General features: G+C 46.6%; 14 protein-coding genes, 1 other RNA gene and 1 pseudogene. 3 read left to right on the forward strand and 13 right to left on the reverse strand.

What is annotated here, in order from left to right; all coding sequences use genetic code 11:
- Positions 1 to 94: 94 nt before the first annotated feature.
- A complete protein-coding gene (locus tag FD967_RS06170) occupies positions 95 to 796 on the forward strand; it encodes a Bax inhibitor-1 family protein (protein ID WP_215325082.1) in 702 nt (233 codons plus the stop codon).
- Between the two features lie 75 nt (positions 797 to 871).
- On the opposite strand, the gene rlmD is transcribed toward FD967_RS06170, so the two are convergent.
- The 12 genes and pseudogenes from rlmD to dnaX form a co-directional block, all read right to left on the reverse strand.
- Positions 872 to 2,299 (reverse strand): 23S rRNA (uracil(1939)-C(5))-methyltransferase RlmD, encoded by a 1,428-nt coding sequence (gene rlmD, locus FD967_RS06175; RefSeq protein WP_215325083.1) that lies wholly within the window; start codon positions 2,297 to 2,299, stop codon positions 872 to 874.
- On the reverse strand, positions 2,292 to 3,113 hold the full coding sequence (locus FD967_RS06180) for a 3'-5' exonuclease (RefSeq protein ID WP_215325084.1): 822 nt from the start codon (positions 3,111 to 3,113) through the stop codon (positions 2,292 to 2,294). Before FD967_RS06180 ends, rlmD begins: the two co-directional genes overlap by 8 nt.
- 31 nt (positions 3,114 to 3,144) lie before the next feature.
- Positions 3,145 to 3,912: a peptidoglycan DD-metalloendopeptidase family protein gene (locus FD967_RS06185; RefSeq protein ID WP_251368987.1), complete on the reverse strand. Its 768-nt coding sequence runs from the start codon at positions 3,910 to 3,912 to the stop codon at positions 3,145 to 3,147.
- Between the two features lie 8 nt (positions 3,913 to 3,920).
- A pseudogene (locus tag FD967_RS06190) lies at positions 3,921 to 4,544 on the reverse strand (protein-L-isoaspartate(D-aspartate) O-methyltransferase); the annotation flags it as partial.
- A gap of 29 nt (positions 4,545 to 4,573) precedes the next feature.
- Positions 4,574 to 5,368, reverse strand: a complete 795-nt coding sequence (surE, locus tag FD967_RS06195; RefSeq protein ID WP_215325087.1) for a 5'/3'-nucleotidase SurE — start codon at positions 5,366 to 5,368, stop codon at positions 4,574 to 4,576.
- 25 nt (positions 5,369 to 5,393) lie between these two features.
- Entirely contained in the window at positions 5,394 to 8,471 is a 3,078-nt protein-coding gene (locus FD967_RS06200) for an efflux RND transporter permease subunit (RefSeq protein WP_215325088.1), read from the reverse strand.
- Positions 8,472 to 9,743, reverse strand: a complete 1,272-nt coding sequence (locus FD967_RS06205; protein ID WP_215325089.1) for an efflux RND transporter periplasmic adaptor subunit — start codon at positions 9,741 to 9,743, stop codon at positions 8,472 to 8,474. It lies immediately after the preceding gene.
- A gap of 9 nt (positions 9,744 to 9,752) precedes the next feature.
- Complete coding sequence (locus FD967_RS06210; RefSeq protein WP_251368988.1) at positions 9,753 to 11,324, reverse strand: TolC family protein; 1,572 nt, start codon at positions 11,322 to 11,324, stop codon at positions 9,753 to 9,755.
- Between the two features lie 130 nt (positions 11,325 to 11,454).
- Positions 11,455 to 12,873 carry a carbohydrate porin gene (locus FD967_RS06215; protein WP_215325090.1) on the reverse strand — a complete coding sequence of 473 codons (1,419 nt, stop codon included), beginning with the start codon at positions 12,871 to 12,873 and terminating at the stop codon, positions 11,455 to 11,457.
- A 215-nt stretch (positions 12,874 to 13,088) separates the two neighbouring features.
- Positions 13,089 to 13,703, reverse strand: coding sequence for a recombination mediator RecR (gene recR, locus FD967_RS06220; RefSeq protein ID WP_046330301.1), 615 nt, complete (start codon positions 13,701 to 13,703; stop codon positions 13,089 to 13,091).
- Between the two features lie 25 nt (positions 13,704 to 13,728).
- Positions 13,729 to 14,052, reverse strand: coding sequence for a YbaB/EbfC family nucleoid-associated protein (locus tag FD967_RS06225; protein ID WP_215325091.1), 324 nt, complete (start codon positions 14,050 to 14,052; stop codon positions 13,729 to 13,731).
- Positions 14,053 to 14,080: 28 nt separating this feature from the next.
- Positions 14,081 to 15,739, reverse strand: coding sequence for a DNA polymerase III subunit gamma/tau (gene dnaX, locus FD967_RS06230; protein WP_215325093.1), 1,659 nt, complete (start codon positions 15,737 to 15,739; stop codon positions 14,081 to 14,083).
- A gap of 32 nt (positions 15,740 to 15,771) precedes the next feature.
- Here dnaX and ffs point away from each other — a divergent pair.
- Positions 15,772 to 15,869, forward strand: an RNA gene (gene ffs / locus FD967_RS06235) — signal recognition particle sRNA small type.
- A 63-nt stretch (positions 15,870 to 15,932) separates the two neighbouring features.
- Here the strand turns inward: ffs and FD967_RS06240 are convergent.
- Positions 15,933 to 16,334 carry a hypothetical protein gene (locus tag FD967_RS06240; protein ID WP_215325095.1) on the reverse strand — a complete coding sequence of 134 codons (402 nt, stop codon included), beginning with the start codon at positions 16,332 to 16,334 and terminating at the stop codon, positions 15,933 to 15,935.
- A 738-nt stretch (positions 16,335 to 17,072) separates the two neighbouring features.
- On the opposite strand from FD967_RS06240, the gene FD967_RS06245 reads away from it, so the two are divergent.
- On the forward strand, positions 17,073 to 17,498 hold the full coding sequence (locus tag FD967_RS06245; protein WP_215325097.1) for a polymer-forming cytoskeletal protein: 426 nt from the start codon (positions 17,073 to 17,075) through the stop codon (positions 17,496 to 17,498).
- Positions 17,499 to 17,508 lie beyond the last annotated feature (10 nt).

The following is a 17,508-nucleotide window of genomic DNA, read 5'->3' on the forward strand; positions in this document are numbered from 1 at the left end:
TTCATGGGGGGCTTGAAATTACCCTATTTTGTCTATACTTACTGTCAACAGTCCCTTGTGGGCTTATGTTTTTACTTTGAAAAAAGGAGTCAATATGAGCGATCTAAACTCTTACGGCTTTGGGCAAACTGGCTCGATTAGCACCCCTCAAGTACGCAACCGCGTACTGCGCAACACATACGCCCTTTTGGCGCTCTCGATGGTTCCTACTGTCATTGGTGCATGGCTTGGCGTTGCTTTTGGGCTTAACTTCATGGCGGGCAGTCCTTTTCTAGGCTTCATCGTCTTTATGGCAATCGCTTTTGGCTTCTTTTGGGCGATTGAGAAAAATAAAGACACTGGAGCGGGCGTTCTGTTGCTGTTGGGCTTTACCTTCTTCATGGGCATCATGATGTCCGGCTTGGTTGGTTACACCCTCAATAGCTACAGTAATGGCGCTACCTTGATCATGCTAGCTTTTGGTGGCACTGCGGCAATTTTTGCGGTCATGGCCTCCATTGCTACCGTGAGCAAGAGCGACTTCTCAGGCATGGGTAAATGGTTGATGGTGGGTGTACTGCTATTGATCGTGGCTTCATTGGCCAATATCTGGTTACAACTGCCTGCTTTGATGCTTACTGTGACGGTTCTCGCAATTGCGATCTTCTCAGCTTTCATCTTGGTTGACGTACAGCGCATCATCAACGGTGGCGAAACCAACTACGTGATGGCTACTTTAGCTATCTACCTAGATGTCTATAACGTCTTCACCAACTTGCTCGCACTCTTGGGCATTGTGGGCGGCAATAGAGACTAAGTGTTAGTCAAGCTTCAATAGAAAAGGCACCTACGGGTGCCTTTTTCTTTACCTCGATCACAATCTGGTGAGCCGTCAGGATCTTTCAAACACCGCCATGGATTCAACGTGGGAGGTATGGGGGAACATATTGACGATACCCGCACTCTTGAGGGTATAGCCTGCTTGATGACACAGAATCTCCGTATCTCTGGCCAGGGTTTTGGGATTACAGGAGACATAGACAATGCGTTGTGGTGACAGATCACTGCCCTGCTCATGCAATTGGGCTAGGGCTTGGCATATTTCCATGGCGCCTTCACGCGGTGGATCCATTAACCAGCGTTCAGCCTTACCCCATGAGGCAATCGTTTCGGTTGTCACTTCAAACAGATTGCTTTGCATAAAGCTCACTTTGTCTGTGAGCAGATTGTGCTCCGCATTGGCTTTAGCTCTGCTTGTCAGAGTTTCTAAACCTTCAATACCTAAGACGGCATTTGCTCGCCTTGCCAGCGGTAAGGTGAAGTTGCCAATGCCACAGAATAAGTCGAGTACACGATCACTTGCCTGAACATCCAAGAGACGAATCGCCCTGCTGACCAATGCACGATTCATCATGTGATTAACTTGTGTGAAATCCGCTGGCTTAAAAGGCATCTCGATTTCAAATTCAGGCAGGCGATAACAAAGCTTGCCGGTTAATGGGTAGAACGGCGCAACGGTTTCTATTCCCTTGGGCTGCAACCAAATCCAAACCTGATGCTGATCTGCAAAGTCTCTGAGTAACTGTTCATCTGCTGGCGTCAGTGGCAAAAGATTTCTGAATACCAAGGCAGTGACAGGCTTTGCTTTTTTAGGATCATCTGAATTAGGATCCTCGGGCTCACCTATAGCAATTTCAATTTGGGGCATGCGATCCACAATGGATAAACCATTGACCAACTGACGCATTGCTGGCAACAAATCAGAAACAGATTTGGGCAAAATCTCGCAAGCAGTCATATCAGCGACATAGCCACTCTTGCCTTCATGAAATCCAATCAGGACTGCGCCTTTCTTAATCGAGCGATTGACGGCACTTAAGCGTGCACGATGACGATATTCCCAAGCAGGACCACCCATCGGACGAAGAATCTCTTCGGGCGCTACTTTGGCGATATGTTTTAAGTCATCTTCCAGTACGCGCTGCTTCATTGCTACCTGAGCCCGAATATCCAAGTGCTGCATAGTGCAACCACCGCATACGCCGAACGCTTTGCACTTAGGCTCCGCTCTAAATACGGCAGGCTTAAGGATATCGAGAACTTTAGCTTTACTGAAGCGGGCTTTGTCACGCGTAATCACATAAGTAACTAGCTCGGTTGGCAAAGCACCTTGAATAAAAATGACTTTACCGCTTTGGCCTTGATTAGCTTCTTCCTCGTTGGGTGCTAAGCGCGCAATGCCTTGTGCATCTAGATCAAGGGAATCAACTCGTACTGGCTCAGTCACAACAATGTGGACTGGCTTTTCTCCTCTACGCATCCGAGCTAAAGCCTAAGAGATATTCTTGCCACTGCTCTCCATGTGGCTCTTTAGATTCTTTCTCTAAATATGCTTTAACGAAAGTAATTTCTTCTTTATATTCTTCTGATGAAAAGCCACCACGCATTAACTGAAACCGGCAATACATCAGATAGGTATTGACCACATCGGTTTCGCAATAGCGACGAATCTCATCAATTCTGCCCTCTTGATACGCAGGCCATACTTGGCTACCATCCATTCCCATCTTGCCTGGGAAACCACAGAGTTTCGCTAGACTATCTAGAGGCGCATTGGCGCGACCATTAAATTTAGCCAAGAGATCCATCAGATCTAAATGGCGCATGTGATAACGACTGATGTAGTTATTCCACTTAAATTCACGGCTATCGTTTTCTTGGCTCTCGCCCATCTCCCAATAGCGCGGTGCTTGAACGTGATTTGCTAATGCGCGGTAGTGCAGCACCGGAAGATCAAAACCACTGCCATTCCAAGACACCAATTGAGGGGTATATTTTTCAACAAGCTCAAAGAAGGTCTGAATCAATGCCTTCTCATCATCTTGCGGGGTACCTAGCGTGCCAACCTTAATTTGCGGTGAGCCGTCTTTACTGGTTCTACGAATAACACAAGAGATAGCGCAGATACGTTGCAAATACAGCGGAAGGAAATCACTACCTGTTTTCTCAGCGCGCTCTGCCATTGCCTGAGCAGCAACTTCAATATCCGTCAGGGTATCTGGATAGTCATTAAGTCGACGCAGTCCGGCAACATCGGGAATAGTTTCAATATCGAAAACGAGAATGGTTGCCATACTCAAATCGCTAACAATTGATTGAAGGCAATTACTGTATGTATGGCGTAGGATTTACCGGCTTGCCATTCACACGCAATTCAAAGTGGAGCTTGACTGAAGTCGCATCGGTATCACCCATCTCGGCAATCTTCTGACCCTTCTTGACCGTATCACCCTCTTTTACTAAGAGTGTGCGGTTGTGGGCATAGGCCGTGAGATAGGTATTGTCATGCTTGATGATGACAAGATTGCCGTAGCCACGCAAGCTATTGCCGGCGTAGACCACCTTACCTTCAGAGGCTGCTGTTACAGGCTCACCTAACTTACCAGCAATATCAATTCCCTTAGTCTTTTCACTGAAATCATCTGTAACCTTACCTTTGGCTGGCCACGATAAACGAATACCAGGCTCAGCTACGACTTCTTTTGCAGGCTCTGCTTTAGGGTCCTCTAATCTTGGCGTATCGGTTTTAGGTAGATCGCTAGCTGTTTTCGCAATAGGCTTAACAGTCATTTTGCTGTTGGCTGGCGGCTTTACCAAAACGAGGTCACCCACTTCAATTAAGTTTGGGTTCGATAAATTATTCCACTGCGCTAAATCCCGCGGGGATTGCCCGTTATCTAGAGCAATGCGGGCTAAGGTATCACCGCGCTTGACGCGATAGTAGCCTGGAGGTGTTGGCTCATTGTTGTTGTCGCCGCCACTACGATCAACGACATTCGCTGGTTTAGCTCTCGGAGTAGTTGAGCAACCCACATTGAGCAGCAAAGAAGTCATTGCAAGTAGCAATAGGAGGTATTTGGGAAAAGTATTCATCAGGATTTTCATACTACCCCCGATTGTAAGGGGACAAAAAAGACCTCGTCCAGAACGGTTCTTTGATAGCGCTGGGAGCTCATCCGCTCAACCATGATCAATTGCTGCTCTTTCTCATTCTTGGCAACCGGGGCCACTAGGCGCCCGCCAATAGCCAATTGATCCAACAAGGCGTCTGGGATACCCAAACCAGCTGCTGCCAGAATGATTCCATCAAACGGGGCTGCTTGAGGCAAACCCAGAATGCCGTCACCGTAAATGAGGCGCAGGTTTTTAATGCGAAAAGGTCGCAGCTTCTCTCTCGCCATGTCGTGCAAAGGACGAATACGCTCTATCGAATACACCTCATCCGATAACAAGCTGAGAACAGCCGCTTGGTATCCACAGCCGGTGCCAATTTCTAATACTTTTCCCAAAGATTGCTTGGGCTTATGCAATAGCTCAATCATGCGTGCCACTACCGATGGCTTAGAAATCGTTTGTGAGTGGCCGATTGGTAAAGCAGTATCTTGATAGGCTTGAGGATGCATACCTGCATCCATAAATGCATGACGTGGCACGGTGGCAATCGCTTCTAAGGTTTTGCCGTGCTTAACTCCAGCAGCAAGAACTTTGGCTGCTAAAGCTTGCCGATGACCGGCATTACGCTCTGCTGCTGGCCTCAACCGCGCGTCCAGCCATTAGCTCGCATGGCAGCCAAGCGAGCATGATGCGTTAGGTCTAATTGCATTGGCGTGATCGAGATACACCCCTCATCAATTGCATGAAAATCCGTACCTTCAGAACTATCTTTGGCGTGCCCTGCAGCACCAATCCAATAAATATCATCGCCACGTGGACTTTTTTGCACCACTACTGGTTGCGAGTGGTGGCGATTACCTAAACGCGTCACACGCCAGCGATTAAGATCAGCATAGGGGCGATTCGGAATGTTGACGTTCAGCAAAGTAGCAGCGCCATTGGCATGAGTCAAGTTAGATACCAGCGTTTGCGCAACGATATCGTGCGCTGCTTTTGCGGCATCTTCAATCTGATTCCAACCTTTGTCGATTTGTGAGAAGGCAATTCCGGGGACGCCAAACATCACACCTTCAACTGCAGCAGCCACAGTGCCCGAGTACAGGGTATCTTCACCCATATTCTCACCTTGATTGATGCCGGAAACTACCAGGTCTGGCTTCTCATCTAAGAAACCCGTCATGGCGATATGCACACAATCCGTTGGGGTGCCATTAATGAATAAAAATCCATCGCGCTCACCACCAGCAACTCGATGTATTGATAGTGGTCGTGAGAGTGTTAAAGAGTTGGATGCACCACTGTGATTTTGCTCAGGAGCAATCACTGTGACGCGACCTAGTGGGCGAATGGCATTGACTAAGGCTAATAGACCAGGCGCAAGATAGCCATCATCATTCGAAATCAGGATATGCGGCTGTTTTGTGTTTTCACTCATGAATATCAGTACCTTCTTAACAGCCCTAGGCTTTTACCGTCTTCGTTAATGCACGACCTCGGAACCATCCATATATTACTGGCAACACCAAGAGGGTCAAAATAGTCGTCGTCACCATACCACCCACAATGACTAAAGCTAGAGGACGTTGAGCCTCAGAGCCAATAGAGTGGGATAAAGCAGCAGGTAATAAACCTAAGCCTGAGAGTGCAGCTGTCATCAAGACTGGTCGAACGCGCAATGAAGCACCCTCTACCATCACATCTTTCATCTCACCATGCTCAGTAGCAGCCGTCTTATTAATAAAGGAGATCAGAATCACACCGTCCTGAATCGCAATACCAAACAAGGATAAGAATCCAAAGAAAGCAGAAATACTTAAAGTCTCGCCCGCGAGATGTAAAGCAAGCACTCCACCAATGGCGGCAAAGGGCACATTGATCATCACAATCACTGCGTCCCGGAAATTACCAAAAGCACTTACTAGCAACAAGAAGATACCCAGCAATGCCAAAGGCACGATCAGCATCAACTTCTTCTGCGCCTGCTTCATTTGATTAAATTGACCATCCCAACTAATCGAATAGTTTGGCGGCAAGGTAATGTTTTGCTCAACCAAGAACTGAGCATCCTCCACAGCGCTACCTAAGTCACGGCCACGTACGCTAAATTTAATCGCAATATAGCGCTTACCTGCCTCACGATAGATAAAAAATGGCCCATCAGTAAGCTGAACCGTAGCGACCATCGACAAAGGAATAGACGCCCCATTAGGAGCATCCACTAAGAGGTGACCGATATCGGCAACGTCATTACGACTGCCTTCATTTAAACGAATGGCGATGCCAAATGTCTTTTCATCTTCAAGAAGGTTTGTGACGGCAGCACCACCAATGGCATTAGCAACCACCGTCTGAATGTCGTTCACATTAATGCCGTAACGTGCAGCACGTTCTCGATCAATCTGAATATTTAAAGTTGGCTGACCTAATTCTTTCAGAATACCTTCGTCCGCTACGCCGCGTACTTTTTTGAGCTGATTAATCACCTCATGGGCTTTTTGATCCAGAACCTCTAAATCGGTTCCATAGATTTTGACGGAGTTCTCGCCCTTCACGCCAGAGAGTGCTTCGTTTACGTTGTCCTGAATATATTGCGAGAAGCTATAAGTGATACCAGGGATCTTATTGAGCTCCGTCTCCAAATGGGTAATTAAATCCTTTTTACTAGAGCCATTTGGCATCTTGTCCGGACTCTTCAGATAGAGGCCATATTCTTGATTAAACACACCCGTGGAGTCAGTACCATCATCAGGTCGACCGATTTGAGCGGCAACCTTTTCAATCTCAGGTTGCTTCAAGAAAGTCTCACGCAGTTGATTGGCAATTTTGACGGAATAATCTAAGTCCACTGTATTTGGCAAAGTGACGCGAAGCCAAATATTGTTCTCTTCTAGGGTTGGTAAGAAGGCGGTTCCTAGACGAGTAACGCTTAATAAGGTGAGCCCCAGAACAAACACCGCAACAGACACCACTGTTAATGGACGGTCCATCCATTTTCTCAAGAGCGGTTTGTAAGCATTTAGGAGCTTAGTAATAAATCCTGGTGGTTTGTGATGCAAGTTCTCACCAAATACCAGGGAGATCATGGCAGGTAAAAAAGTTAAGCTCAGAATCATCGCGGCTATCAAAGCAAAGCCCATCGTGAATGCCATTGGCTTAAAGATGATGCCCTCAACTCCACCCATAAAGAACAATGGGGAGTAGGCAACAATAATGATCCCTGTGGAATAGATCATGGCGCGTTGCACTTCACTTGTTGCCAAGATAATGCTTTGATTGAGGCGCTTACCGCCCTCTTCTAAGTGACGCATGACATTCTCAGTCAGAATGACTGCAGAATCCACGATCACGCCGAAGTCAATAGCACCCAAGGAAATCAGGTTGGCAGGCACACTCCACAGGTGCATCTGAATGAATGAGACACAGAGAGCCAATGGAATTACCGCAGCTACTACTGCTGCCGCACGCAAATTACCCAAGAAGAAAAAGAGTACTGCCAAAACTAAGGAGATACCAAAGAACAGGGTATGTTTAACAGTACCGATAGTGATGTCTAACAGCACTTGGCGATCATAGAACGGCACCACTTCAATTCCGGGTGGGAGTACTTGTTTGTTGATATTTTCTACAGTGTTGCGAACTCGGGCCAATACTTCTGTGGCATTTTCGCCGCGGCGTAAATAAACAATGCCTTCAACTGAGTCTGGGTTGTCATTGAACTGGAACATGCCCAAACGCGGCGCATTACCAATCTCCACTCTGGCAACATCACCAATTCGAATCGGCACCCCATTGTTGTTTGATATAACAACCCGCTTAATGTCATCAATATTTTTTAGGAGGCCTACACCACGCACCACAAATTGCTGCTCGCCACTGGGCAATAGTCCACCACCCGTATTGCTATTGGCATTGGTTAAGGCAGCGATCAAATCATTGACGGTCACGCCTTTGGATTGCAAACTTTCTGGACTGACGATGACTTGATACTGGCGAACCCTTCCACCGAATGAGGAGACATCAGCTACGCCAGGAGTTTGCTTGAGCTCCTTATAGATCTCGTAGTTCTGTAGCGTCTTTAATTGTGTAGATGAAGCGTAATCCGACTTCACCTCGTAACGCATGATCTCGCCAGTGGCATCGGAGTCTGGGCTAATGCTAGATGTGACCCCAGGTGGAAAGCTCACATTAGCTAAGCTAGTAATGAAAGTTTGGCGCGCTTTAAAAGGATCGGTCGTATCATTGAACTTCAGCGTTACAACAGACAAACCAAATAAAGAAACCGAACGGAAGGCTTGTAAACCAGGAATACCAGCCAAGGCATTTTCAACCGGAATGGTGACCTGCTGCTCTACCTCAGTAGTGCTTCTGCCAGGCCATTGAGAAATCGCCTGAATGGTTAATGGCGCAACCCCGGGGTATGGCTGAATCGGTAATTTAGAAAGACTGAACATCCCTAAGCCGAGGAGCACGACTGAGCCAACGATGACCAGCACGCGTTTCTCAAGTACGCCTCGAATAAAGGAGGTAAATGCGCTCACTTAGTCTTCCTGCTTCGCAAATCGATCATTTAACAAGACGGCGCCTTCAGCTAGAATTCGTGCGCCAGGCTCAACACCTTCAGTAATCGCAAAGGTCTTACTGTTCAGATCATAGCCCTTTACGGGAAGGCGACGGTAGGCCTCATCCCCGACTTTAACAATGATGTAACGCATCTCACGAATTCGCACTACCGCTGTTTGTGGTACGACAATGGCATTGGCCATACCGGTAGTCAGCTTAGCTGAGGCGAACATATCGGGGCGCAAGAGATCATCGTCATTTTCAATCTCAGCACGAACCAATAGGGCACGGGTTTGTGGATCGATCGTCGGCGCAATATAGTTTGCATAGGCCACAAATTCTTTATCGGGATATGCCTCAACTTGTAAAACCATTTTTTGACCTGGCTTAATTAAGCGCAAGTCCTGCTCAAACACATTACCCACAAACCATAACTGTTTTGGATCAGCCAAAGTAGCTATCACATCACCAGAGTTCACGGTGGCACCTGGCTCAACGCTACGCTTTACTACGACCCCTTTTAAGGGGGAGCGCATCAATAAGTTACTTTGTGTTTTGCCAGTAGTTTCAATCGCCCTAATATCACCATCACCAGCACCAAGATTGCGCATACGATTTGCGGCAGCTTGTTGGGTGATACGAGCATCACCTAGCAAGTCACTCATCGTCTTACTAGATTCCAAAACTCTTGCAGTCTTAGAGGAGAGTAAATACTCTTGCTGGGCAGAGAGAAATTCTGGGCTATAGAGCTCAACTATTGGAGAGCCAATATTCACCTGCGCGCCATCAAAAGCAAAAATACGCTCAACACGACCTGGTGCACGTGCAGACAATACTTTAGATTTTTCTGCATTGAAGGCCAGACGACCAGTCACTTTGATGTCTACTGGTACCTGTACTTTTTCAGCAGTTTGGAAAACATATACTTCTGGATTGAGTTTTATACCTGCCAACTTCAGTTCCAGAATGCCGCTCTTTTCTACTTTCAATGCTTTATCAGAGACTTCGATCTTAACGTTGCGATTGACGTTGGTAATGCGACCTAAAACGATACCCATTGAAAGAATAGCGAATGCAACAGCAGCCAAACGAACGCGATGGCGATTTTGTGGGCTCAAGTTCCAATAGAGGCCAGCAACGCTAGCAAAAGCTAACTGCAAACGATGACCGCCAAAGCGCAAGGCCTTATCGGTGATAGGCTTTGCCTTATCGGCTAACTGCTTTAGAAAAGAAAGAATTTGGTCCTTCAAAACTGCTCCTTAAAAAGGTTCTTTGCCAGATGTCACCAGCAATACCGCTTGGGCTTGCAGTAGATTACTCTCCGCAAGCGCTAATTGAACTTCAAGATTGCGCAATTGCGTTTGCGCTGTCAGCAAATCGTTAAATCCCTGACCGTTATTTGAGTACTGAGTTAAGCCCACTTTGTAAGCAGCATCCGCTTGAGGAACTTGGCGCTCTTTCAGAAACTGGGTTTGATTCTTAGCTTGTTCGTAGCTAGCATAAGCGCTATTCACAGCCAACACAATTTGTTGACGATTGGAGATATTGCCTGCCTCTGCAGCCGCTTGATTACGCTGCGCCTGTTCTACCCCATACTTTTCTTTGGTAAAGAAATACAGCGGAATGATGAGATCAAGCTCAAACTGATAGAACATTGCACCATTGTTGGCTGAAAATGGTCCACGAGGCGTATACGAGGAACCAATCACCTGAAATTCGGGCAAATAAGCCTTCTTCGCCAAATCAACACCCTTACGAGCAGCATCTAATTGCAAAGCAGAACTCTTCAATGACGGATGACTAGTTTCAGCGTAATCCTCTAGCTCAATCAAAGTCGGCACACTGTTCATGGCACGGCGAACATCGCCACGCAACACGAGTTTTTCTCTCGAGTGACGACCCACCAAAGTATTAATATTGTTGAGCGCTACCTGTAGCTGACGTTCAACATTAAATTGATCTGCTTGCGCCGCGCTTTGCGATACCTGTGCGTTGAGGTATTCAACATAAGCAGCTGCATTATTAGAGTAACGTGCCTTTGCTACGTTCTTAATCATCTCCAAGCGCATGACAGATTCTTTTAAGACTTGCAATTGCTTTTGTGATGCTAATGCGCCGTAATACAGAGTTGATAGTTGAGCGCCTAGCTGTAAATAGGTAGCTTCGCTTTGCGCTAAGAGCGCCTCAGCATTGGTATTGGCAATATCGGATGCCAAACTCTTCTTGCCTGGGAACTGAAATGGCTGAGCTATCGAGATCGCGTTATTACTGCTAATCCCATTGGGGTTCTGTGACGTTGGTGTATTTGCTCCACCCAATGCAAATGGGGAGTTTACTGGCATGCCCGACCATACCAAACCAACCTGAGGGTTAGTTGGCGCATTGATCTGCGGCACAGTTGCCTTTGCGGATAAATAGGACTCACGCAATGAAGATAACTGTGGGTTATTGAGTTTGAGTTCATTCCACAGTTGACGCAAATCCATATCCGTTGGACCAGATGGAGCGCCCTTGGTATAAATCTTGGGGGTATCGCTCTTCGTTACCGGTGCAAATAGTGATTGGGCATTGGCGGGGTTAGCAGTCTCATTACTAACTACTGGCGGAGTCGATAAAAAATCATTGGATTGACTCACTTGAACTGTGACGCTGGCCGGAATCGGAGCATTAGTTTGGGCAAACACAGAGGAGGCAAAAAATAGAGAGGCAACGACACAGGCAACCCGTTTGATGGGGATTGCAATAGCAATAATCATGTCGCTCGTTTTTATCTGGCCGCAAATCAAATCGGCTACCTCTAAATCTGTACTAATACTGTTTTTGTAGCCCAAAACACAGGTTTATCTATGCTTACAAGGGGATTAGAGGATTATAGGTGAGAAACTCCAAAAGTCGAATTATTGGAGTTTTATAACTGATTGATTCTAAAAGAAATAATTATTCTAAGCTGCCTTGAAAGGCTTAAAACTCAGCATGAATTCTAAATGACAGGATGTTGACTGGTCCGCGGGCAGAGTTGTAAGCCGGATTGATGATGTGCTGAAAGTTCAGGCCTGCTAAAACATTCTTCATGACGATGGCGTTGTAATAGACCTCACCAATCCGCTCAGGTGAATAGGAAATCGTTTGACTTGGGCCAGCGTAGTCGCCAATGAAATAAGACACGCCTCCTGCTTGTAGATAGCCGCGACGATAGCTTGATAAACCATTTTGCATTGCAGAGATACCAATACTGTCATGCGGCCGTTTCCAACTTGTGCCATTCATGCCCATGCCCACAGATATGGAATTATCTGCCTCAGTAAAAGACATCGTTTCGGTATGACCATCGGAAGTAAAGGCACGACCATAGATACCAAGATCTTTCGTTAGAGCCTGCTCACCATGCAGACCAATACCGGTTTTGTACTGCATATTGTTGCGAACATTATTAATGGCTTGGGTCCCTTGGCGAGTGCTGGGATTTTGATCAATGTAATTAGTGGCGTCCGAGAAACGTGCCAACATCATTTTGTTGCGATAAGCTAAGACACTGACCTTACCAGGCAGATCAGCAATATGGTGTTGGCGCTCTACCTCTACTTGATCACCATAGGTGTTGAAGATTTGCCAATTGAGATCGCGGCCATTCGGTGATTTTGGGGCGAGCATGCGTGAGGCGCGCATGACCCAGTGATCGAGATACCACTCGCCTGCCAAGCCCCAGCTGTAGCCTCTCGCATCGGCTGCATAGTCATAGGCTAGATAGGTCATATTGCCCCAGTTCATAAACTGAATACGGGGATCTTTGGCATAACGGCTGTCATCAAAAATATCGAGTGTAGAAAATTGACCGCCAGTGAGCACTACGCGATTACTGCTGACAGTTTGCGTAATTTGATTCGCTTCATTCTCTAGAACGACTTTATCGCCCTCTTGATTTATTGTGTGGCGCGCAAAGGCACGAGCAGAGTAAAACTTGGCTTGCGCACCATTAGCTTTTGTCGCCTCACCGTTTGTGAAACCACCTAAGCCATTTAAGTTAGAAAAAGGTACTCCAGAAATCACTTCTGGATTGAAATAGATATCGGTATCTGGTGCGATACGAGCACCAAGAAATAAAGTGCCTGACCAGGTATAGCTCATCGCCTTATCGTTGGACAGACTTCGCATGCCGGAATACGAGGATGTGAAGTTGTTATATCGCTGATTGATATACGTAGTTTGCCCGTGGACATTGACTGGCAATCCAAAGAGTTCCCCCTCAGTAGGAAAGCTCTCAATGGGAGATGCAAATGTAGCAATCTGATCCGAACCAGAACCCGCCTTCTGGGCGTGCGCAGTCGTGCTACCAAGGACAGCAAGCAAGCTCAACAGGAGAAGATAGGATTTGTGGGGCATTCACAATTTCACAATACTTAGCATCAACGACCAATGAATCACTAAAAGAAACTAGAAGTAACTAAAGGCCAAATCAACCGGGGTAACAACAAGACAGCTCGGTTAGGCACGGCGTGAGATTGAAGCTCAACAGGAGTACAGACCAAATTATCCCCAAAAAGAGGTAATTTACCTAGAGTTTATGTCGATTTGGTGACCATTGAGCTTTGAAGACATTAGCGGCGATCCATGAGCGCTCTGGCCAAGGTGCCTGCATCGACATACTCGAGCTCACCACCTACCGGAATACCTCTGGCGATTCTGGTAACTTTGATGCCTTTGGATTTAAGTACTTCACCAATGTAGTGGGCTGTAGCTTCACCTTCACTGGTGAAATTCGTTGCCAGAACTACTTCCCTGACTGGCACTCCAGTATCGGGCGCTTCAATTCGATTGAGTAGTCGATCAAAATGAATTTCATTGGGGCCCATGCCATCCAGTGGTGAGATACGCCCCATTAATACAAAGTAATTACCCTTGAAACTCATGGTCTGCTCGACCATCACTTGGTCAGCGGGTGTTTCCACAATGCATAGTAAGGATGGATCACGACGGTCATCCATACAAGTGCCGCAGATTTGGGTTTCGGAGAAGGTGTTGCAACGTGCGCAGTGACCTACAGTCTCAACGGCTTCACCCAATGACTGAGCAAGCACTGCTGCGCCATTGCGATCATGCTGCAGCAGATAGAAAGCCATGCGCTGTGCTGACTTTGGTCCTACTCCAGGCAATACGCGCAATGCCTCGATCAAACGACCAAGGGCATCTTGCGGAGCTTCTTGACGTGCCATTAAATGAACAGTTTTTGATGAATGATTAAAACGGCAACTTAAAGCCAGGAGGCATTGGCATACCCGCAGTAGCACCAGACATTACTTGTGAGCTAGCAGCTTCTACTTGCTTGAATGCTTCTGTATAGGCAGTAACTAATAAGTCTTCAAGCATTTCACGATCATCCATTGCACGTGGATCAATCTGCACACGTTTCATTTCGTGTTTGCCAGAGATAGTGACTTTGACTAAACCACCAGCAGCTTGGCCGGTGACTTCGAGTGCGGCCAATTGCTCTTGCGCTACTTTCATCTTCTCTTGCATCTGCTGGGCTTGTTTCATCAAACCCGCAAGGCCACCTTTCATCATCGCTTTATTTCCTTATGTTTTCTGATCTTTAGATTGGCTTCACAGAGCCACCCACTACTTTGGCTCCAAACTCTTTTTCTAATTGCTGAATAAATGGATCTTGCGCAATCATTTGCTCTGCGTTTTGTCTTTTCTCTTGGTGTATTTGGGCATCGACTTTAGCTACGGTCTTACCTTCGACCTCACCCTTCTCTATTACTACTTTCACGGGCTTTCCAAAGTGTGCTGTTAATGCATCTGCAAGACGACCAACAGAGGCTTCAGAAGCTAATTGCGGCATAGGCGTCACCACAATGGCGCGCACACCTGCTGGTGAATCTTCCCAATCTTGTAACTCTGTCTGAAACGCTAACTGTTGCACTAAACCTTTAATCGGCAACTGGCGCATCAAGGCATGCCAGTCTGGACGATCTGCACTGGATGCAGTTGGTACTGATGCAGCAGGCTTAGCTGCTGGAGCCGCTGAAGCTGCAGGCGCAGACCTGACTGGGGCAGCGGTTTGATTTGCTGGTGCAGAGGCTCTTGCTGCCGATGCTACTGGCGGTGCGGAGTTGCCGCTGTTACTCACCACCCTACTAGGAGTGTCATTGCCGGGACGAAAAGCCAACATCCGCAGGAGTGTCATGGCAAAGCCAGTTTGCTCATCGGGTGCGAGTGATAAATCGGGACGACTGGTAATGCTAATTTGGTAGAAGAGTTGTGCTTCTTCTTTTGTCAGTACGCTAGCTAAGCGACGAATTTCTGCAGCTTCTGGCCAATCTTCTAAAACTGACTCGGGAACAATTTGCGCGGCTGCAATTTTCTGAATAAGACTAGATAGATCAGCCAGCGCTAATGAGAAAGACATACTGCGCTCACCCATCTCATTAGCGATTGCCAATAGTGTTGCGCCGTCTTTGGCAATGAGTGCATCTAAGATTTTAATGAGATAGGCATCATCTAAAGTGCCAAGCATGCCGCGCACCGCTTCTTCAGATACTTTGCCAGCAGCATAGGCGATGGCTTGATCAGTCAGCGATAAAGCATCTCGCATCGAGCCTTGCGCTGCTTTTGCCAAAACACGCAGTGCATTGGTGTCACAGTCGACTTTTTCTGCAGCGAGCACTTTTTCTAGGTGCTCAACGATGAGCGGTACGGGCATTTGCTTGAGATTGAACTGCAAGCAACGCGACAGAATGGTTACGGGGATCTTTTGAGGATCGGTAGTTGCTAGTATGAACTTCACATGTTCAGGTGGCTCTTCGAGGGTTTTGAGCATGGCATTAAAGGCATGATTGGTGAGCATGTGCACCTCGTCAATCATGTAAACCTTGTAACGTGCATTACTGGGTGCGTAGGCTGCCTTCTCTAATAGAGCAGCAATGTCGTCTACCCCGCGATTACTCGCAGCATCCATCTCAATATAGTCAACAAAGCGTCCTGCATCGATTTCTAGGCAAGCTGGGCATTTCCCGCAAGGTTCTGAGGTCATGCGGCCTTGGCCATCTTCCCCAGTGCAATTGAGGGCTTTGGCCATAATTCGGGCAATGGTAGTCTTTCCGACCCCGCGAGTGCCTGTAAAGAGCCAAGCGTGGTGTAGTCGACCCTGGTCTAAGGCATGGGTTAAAGCCTTAACCACATGGTCTTGTCCTACCAATTGGGAGAATGTTTTAGGGCGCCACGAACGGGCTAAAGCCAATGCTGTCATGTGCTCCATTCTAACAAGCTAAAATGGAATTGGATGGGCCTCCCCGCATGGCGGTTTGGATAACCTGGTCAGGTCGGGAACGAAGCAGCCAAACCCAATTCTGTCAGTGCCGGGGGTCAGGCTCATCCACCCCCCTATATTGAGAATATTGACGCCCTTAGGGTTATGGGCCTAAGGTCATGCCCTTAGTCTCTTAGGACTCTATTTTGATTTTCTTAAACTTATCTAAAAGTGCCAAGCTAGCTAAGATTTGATTGGCCATATCCGCATCAATCTCCCCTTTAGCCAATGCATAGAGCACTTGATCAGCGTGCTCAGCTTCTGGGGCATCTAATAAGGCCTTAAAGATTTCTTTTTGAGTCATGCCCACATGAATCTGTAATGGCGCCAAATTGATTTGCACAGCACTGCCCTTAATACCAAAGCGCACTTGAGCCATCTCAATGAGTTCACTGCGCTGCTTTTCTTGGAGCTGGGCAAATGAAGGTAATGGAGAATTTGCGCTAGATGAGTTCGGTGAGGTATCAGCAGAAGAGGCTACAGCAGGACCTTTGCCATGTTTTTTATATACCAAATCGTCCATGAAATCATCCATGAGAGCCTCCTAAGTAACTTATGAATGCAGGGTCATTCATGATCAGAATATTACCGCGATCCTTTGAAGGAGGCTTATTTTAGGAATTTAAAGAATATGGAGAATTTTCATGATTTGCCAGATCATCAAAATGATCAACAAGACAACAATAGTCCGTGCGTCCATGACCAATCTAAATAAACGTAATTGCTTATGAGTGCATTCAACTGAAACTTGCATTATTGATCCCTCTGTAGCTAGATAAGTTCAGCGTAGAGGTTTTTATGAAGAAATGAAAGGGATGGCGGTTGATGTGGGCGTAGGTAGTGGATGGGCTACTGCAGTCTTTCTCCATACTCATTAAATTATCTCTCCGGCATATGTATGCACATGTATGGAGCAATTATTCAGATAATCACCTTATTTATTTAATGGAATTACGTCATTTTTTGTCACATATCTTTCAAAAGTTTGACCACTGCATAAATGAATCAAGCACTTACAAAGCAGTTTATCTTGTTGCTCTGCAACGAAATTTCATCTCGTAAAAAATGTAAAAATTGATTGGACAAGTTGGCTTGTCAAGAACAAGATAAAGCCATGTCAATAATTCAGTTAAGCGTGCGGACGGTCCCGTTTCGATACAGCATGAATTAACTGATTTGTTGGCAACCAAATTTAGATTCTTGAGAAATACATCATGAACAATATGCAGCGAACTCCAGTGTCAAACACTAGCAAGCTAAGGTATGAATAACGATGTTTGATAGAAAACAAACTAGCTCACAACTATCCTTTACTAATGAAATTGGTTCGGGATCTAAAGTGCTTGGAAACCTGGAGGGTAATGGCAATATCCGAGTTTTAGGTCATTTTGTGGGTAATATTACAGAAGCGCCTGAGAGTAAAGGAACCTTAGTGATCGACAAAGATGGGGTCCTTACCGGTGATTTGCATTACACCAATCTGATTGTTGCTGGGACGATTGAAGGCACCATTACCGTAGATGAAAAAATTGAGGTCTATCCAGGTGCACTGATTCACGGCGATATTCACTATAAATCGATTGATATCCATCCAAATGCCAGAGTCAACGGGCTTCTAACCTGCGCAGTGTTAGATAAGGGTGCACTTAACCCATCGGATGTGATTGCCTTTGATCTCACCAAAAAGATCGCCTCATAATCCACTAACG

Origin of the sequence: Polynucleobacter sp. JS-Mosq-20-D10 (assembly GCF_018687755.1) — a bacterium.
In the GTDB taxonomy this organism is placed as follows: Bacteria; Pseudomonadota; Gammaproteobacteria; order Burkholderiales; family Burkholderiaceae; genus Polynucleobacter.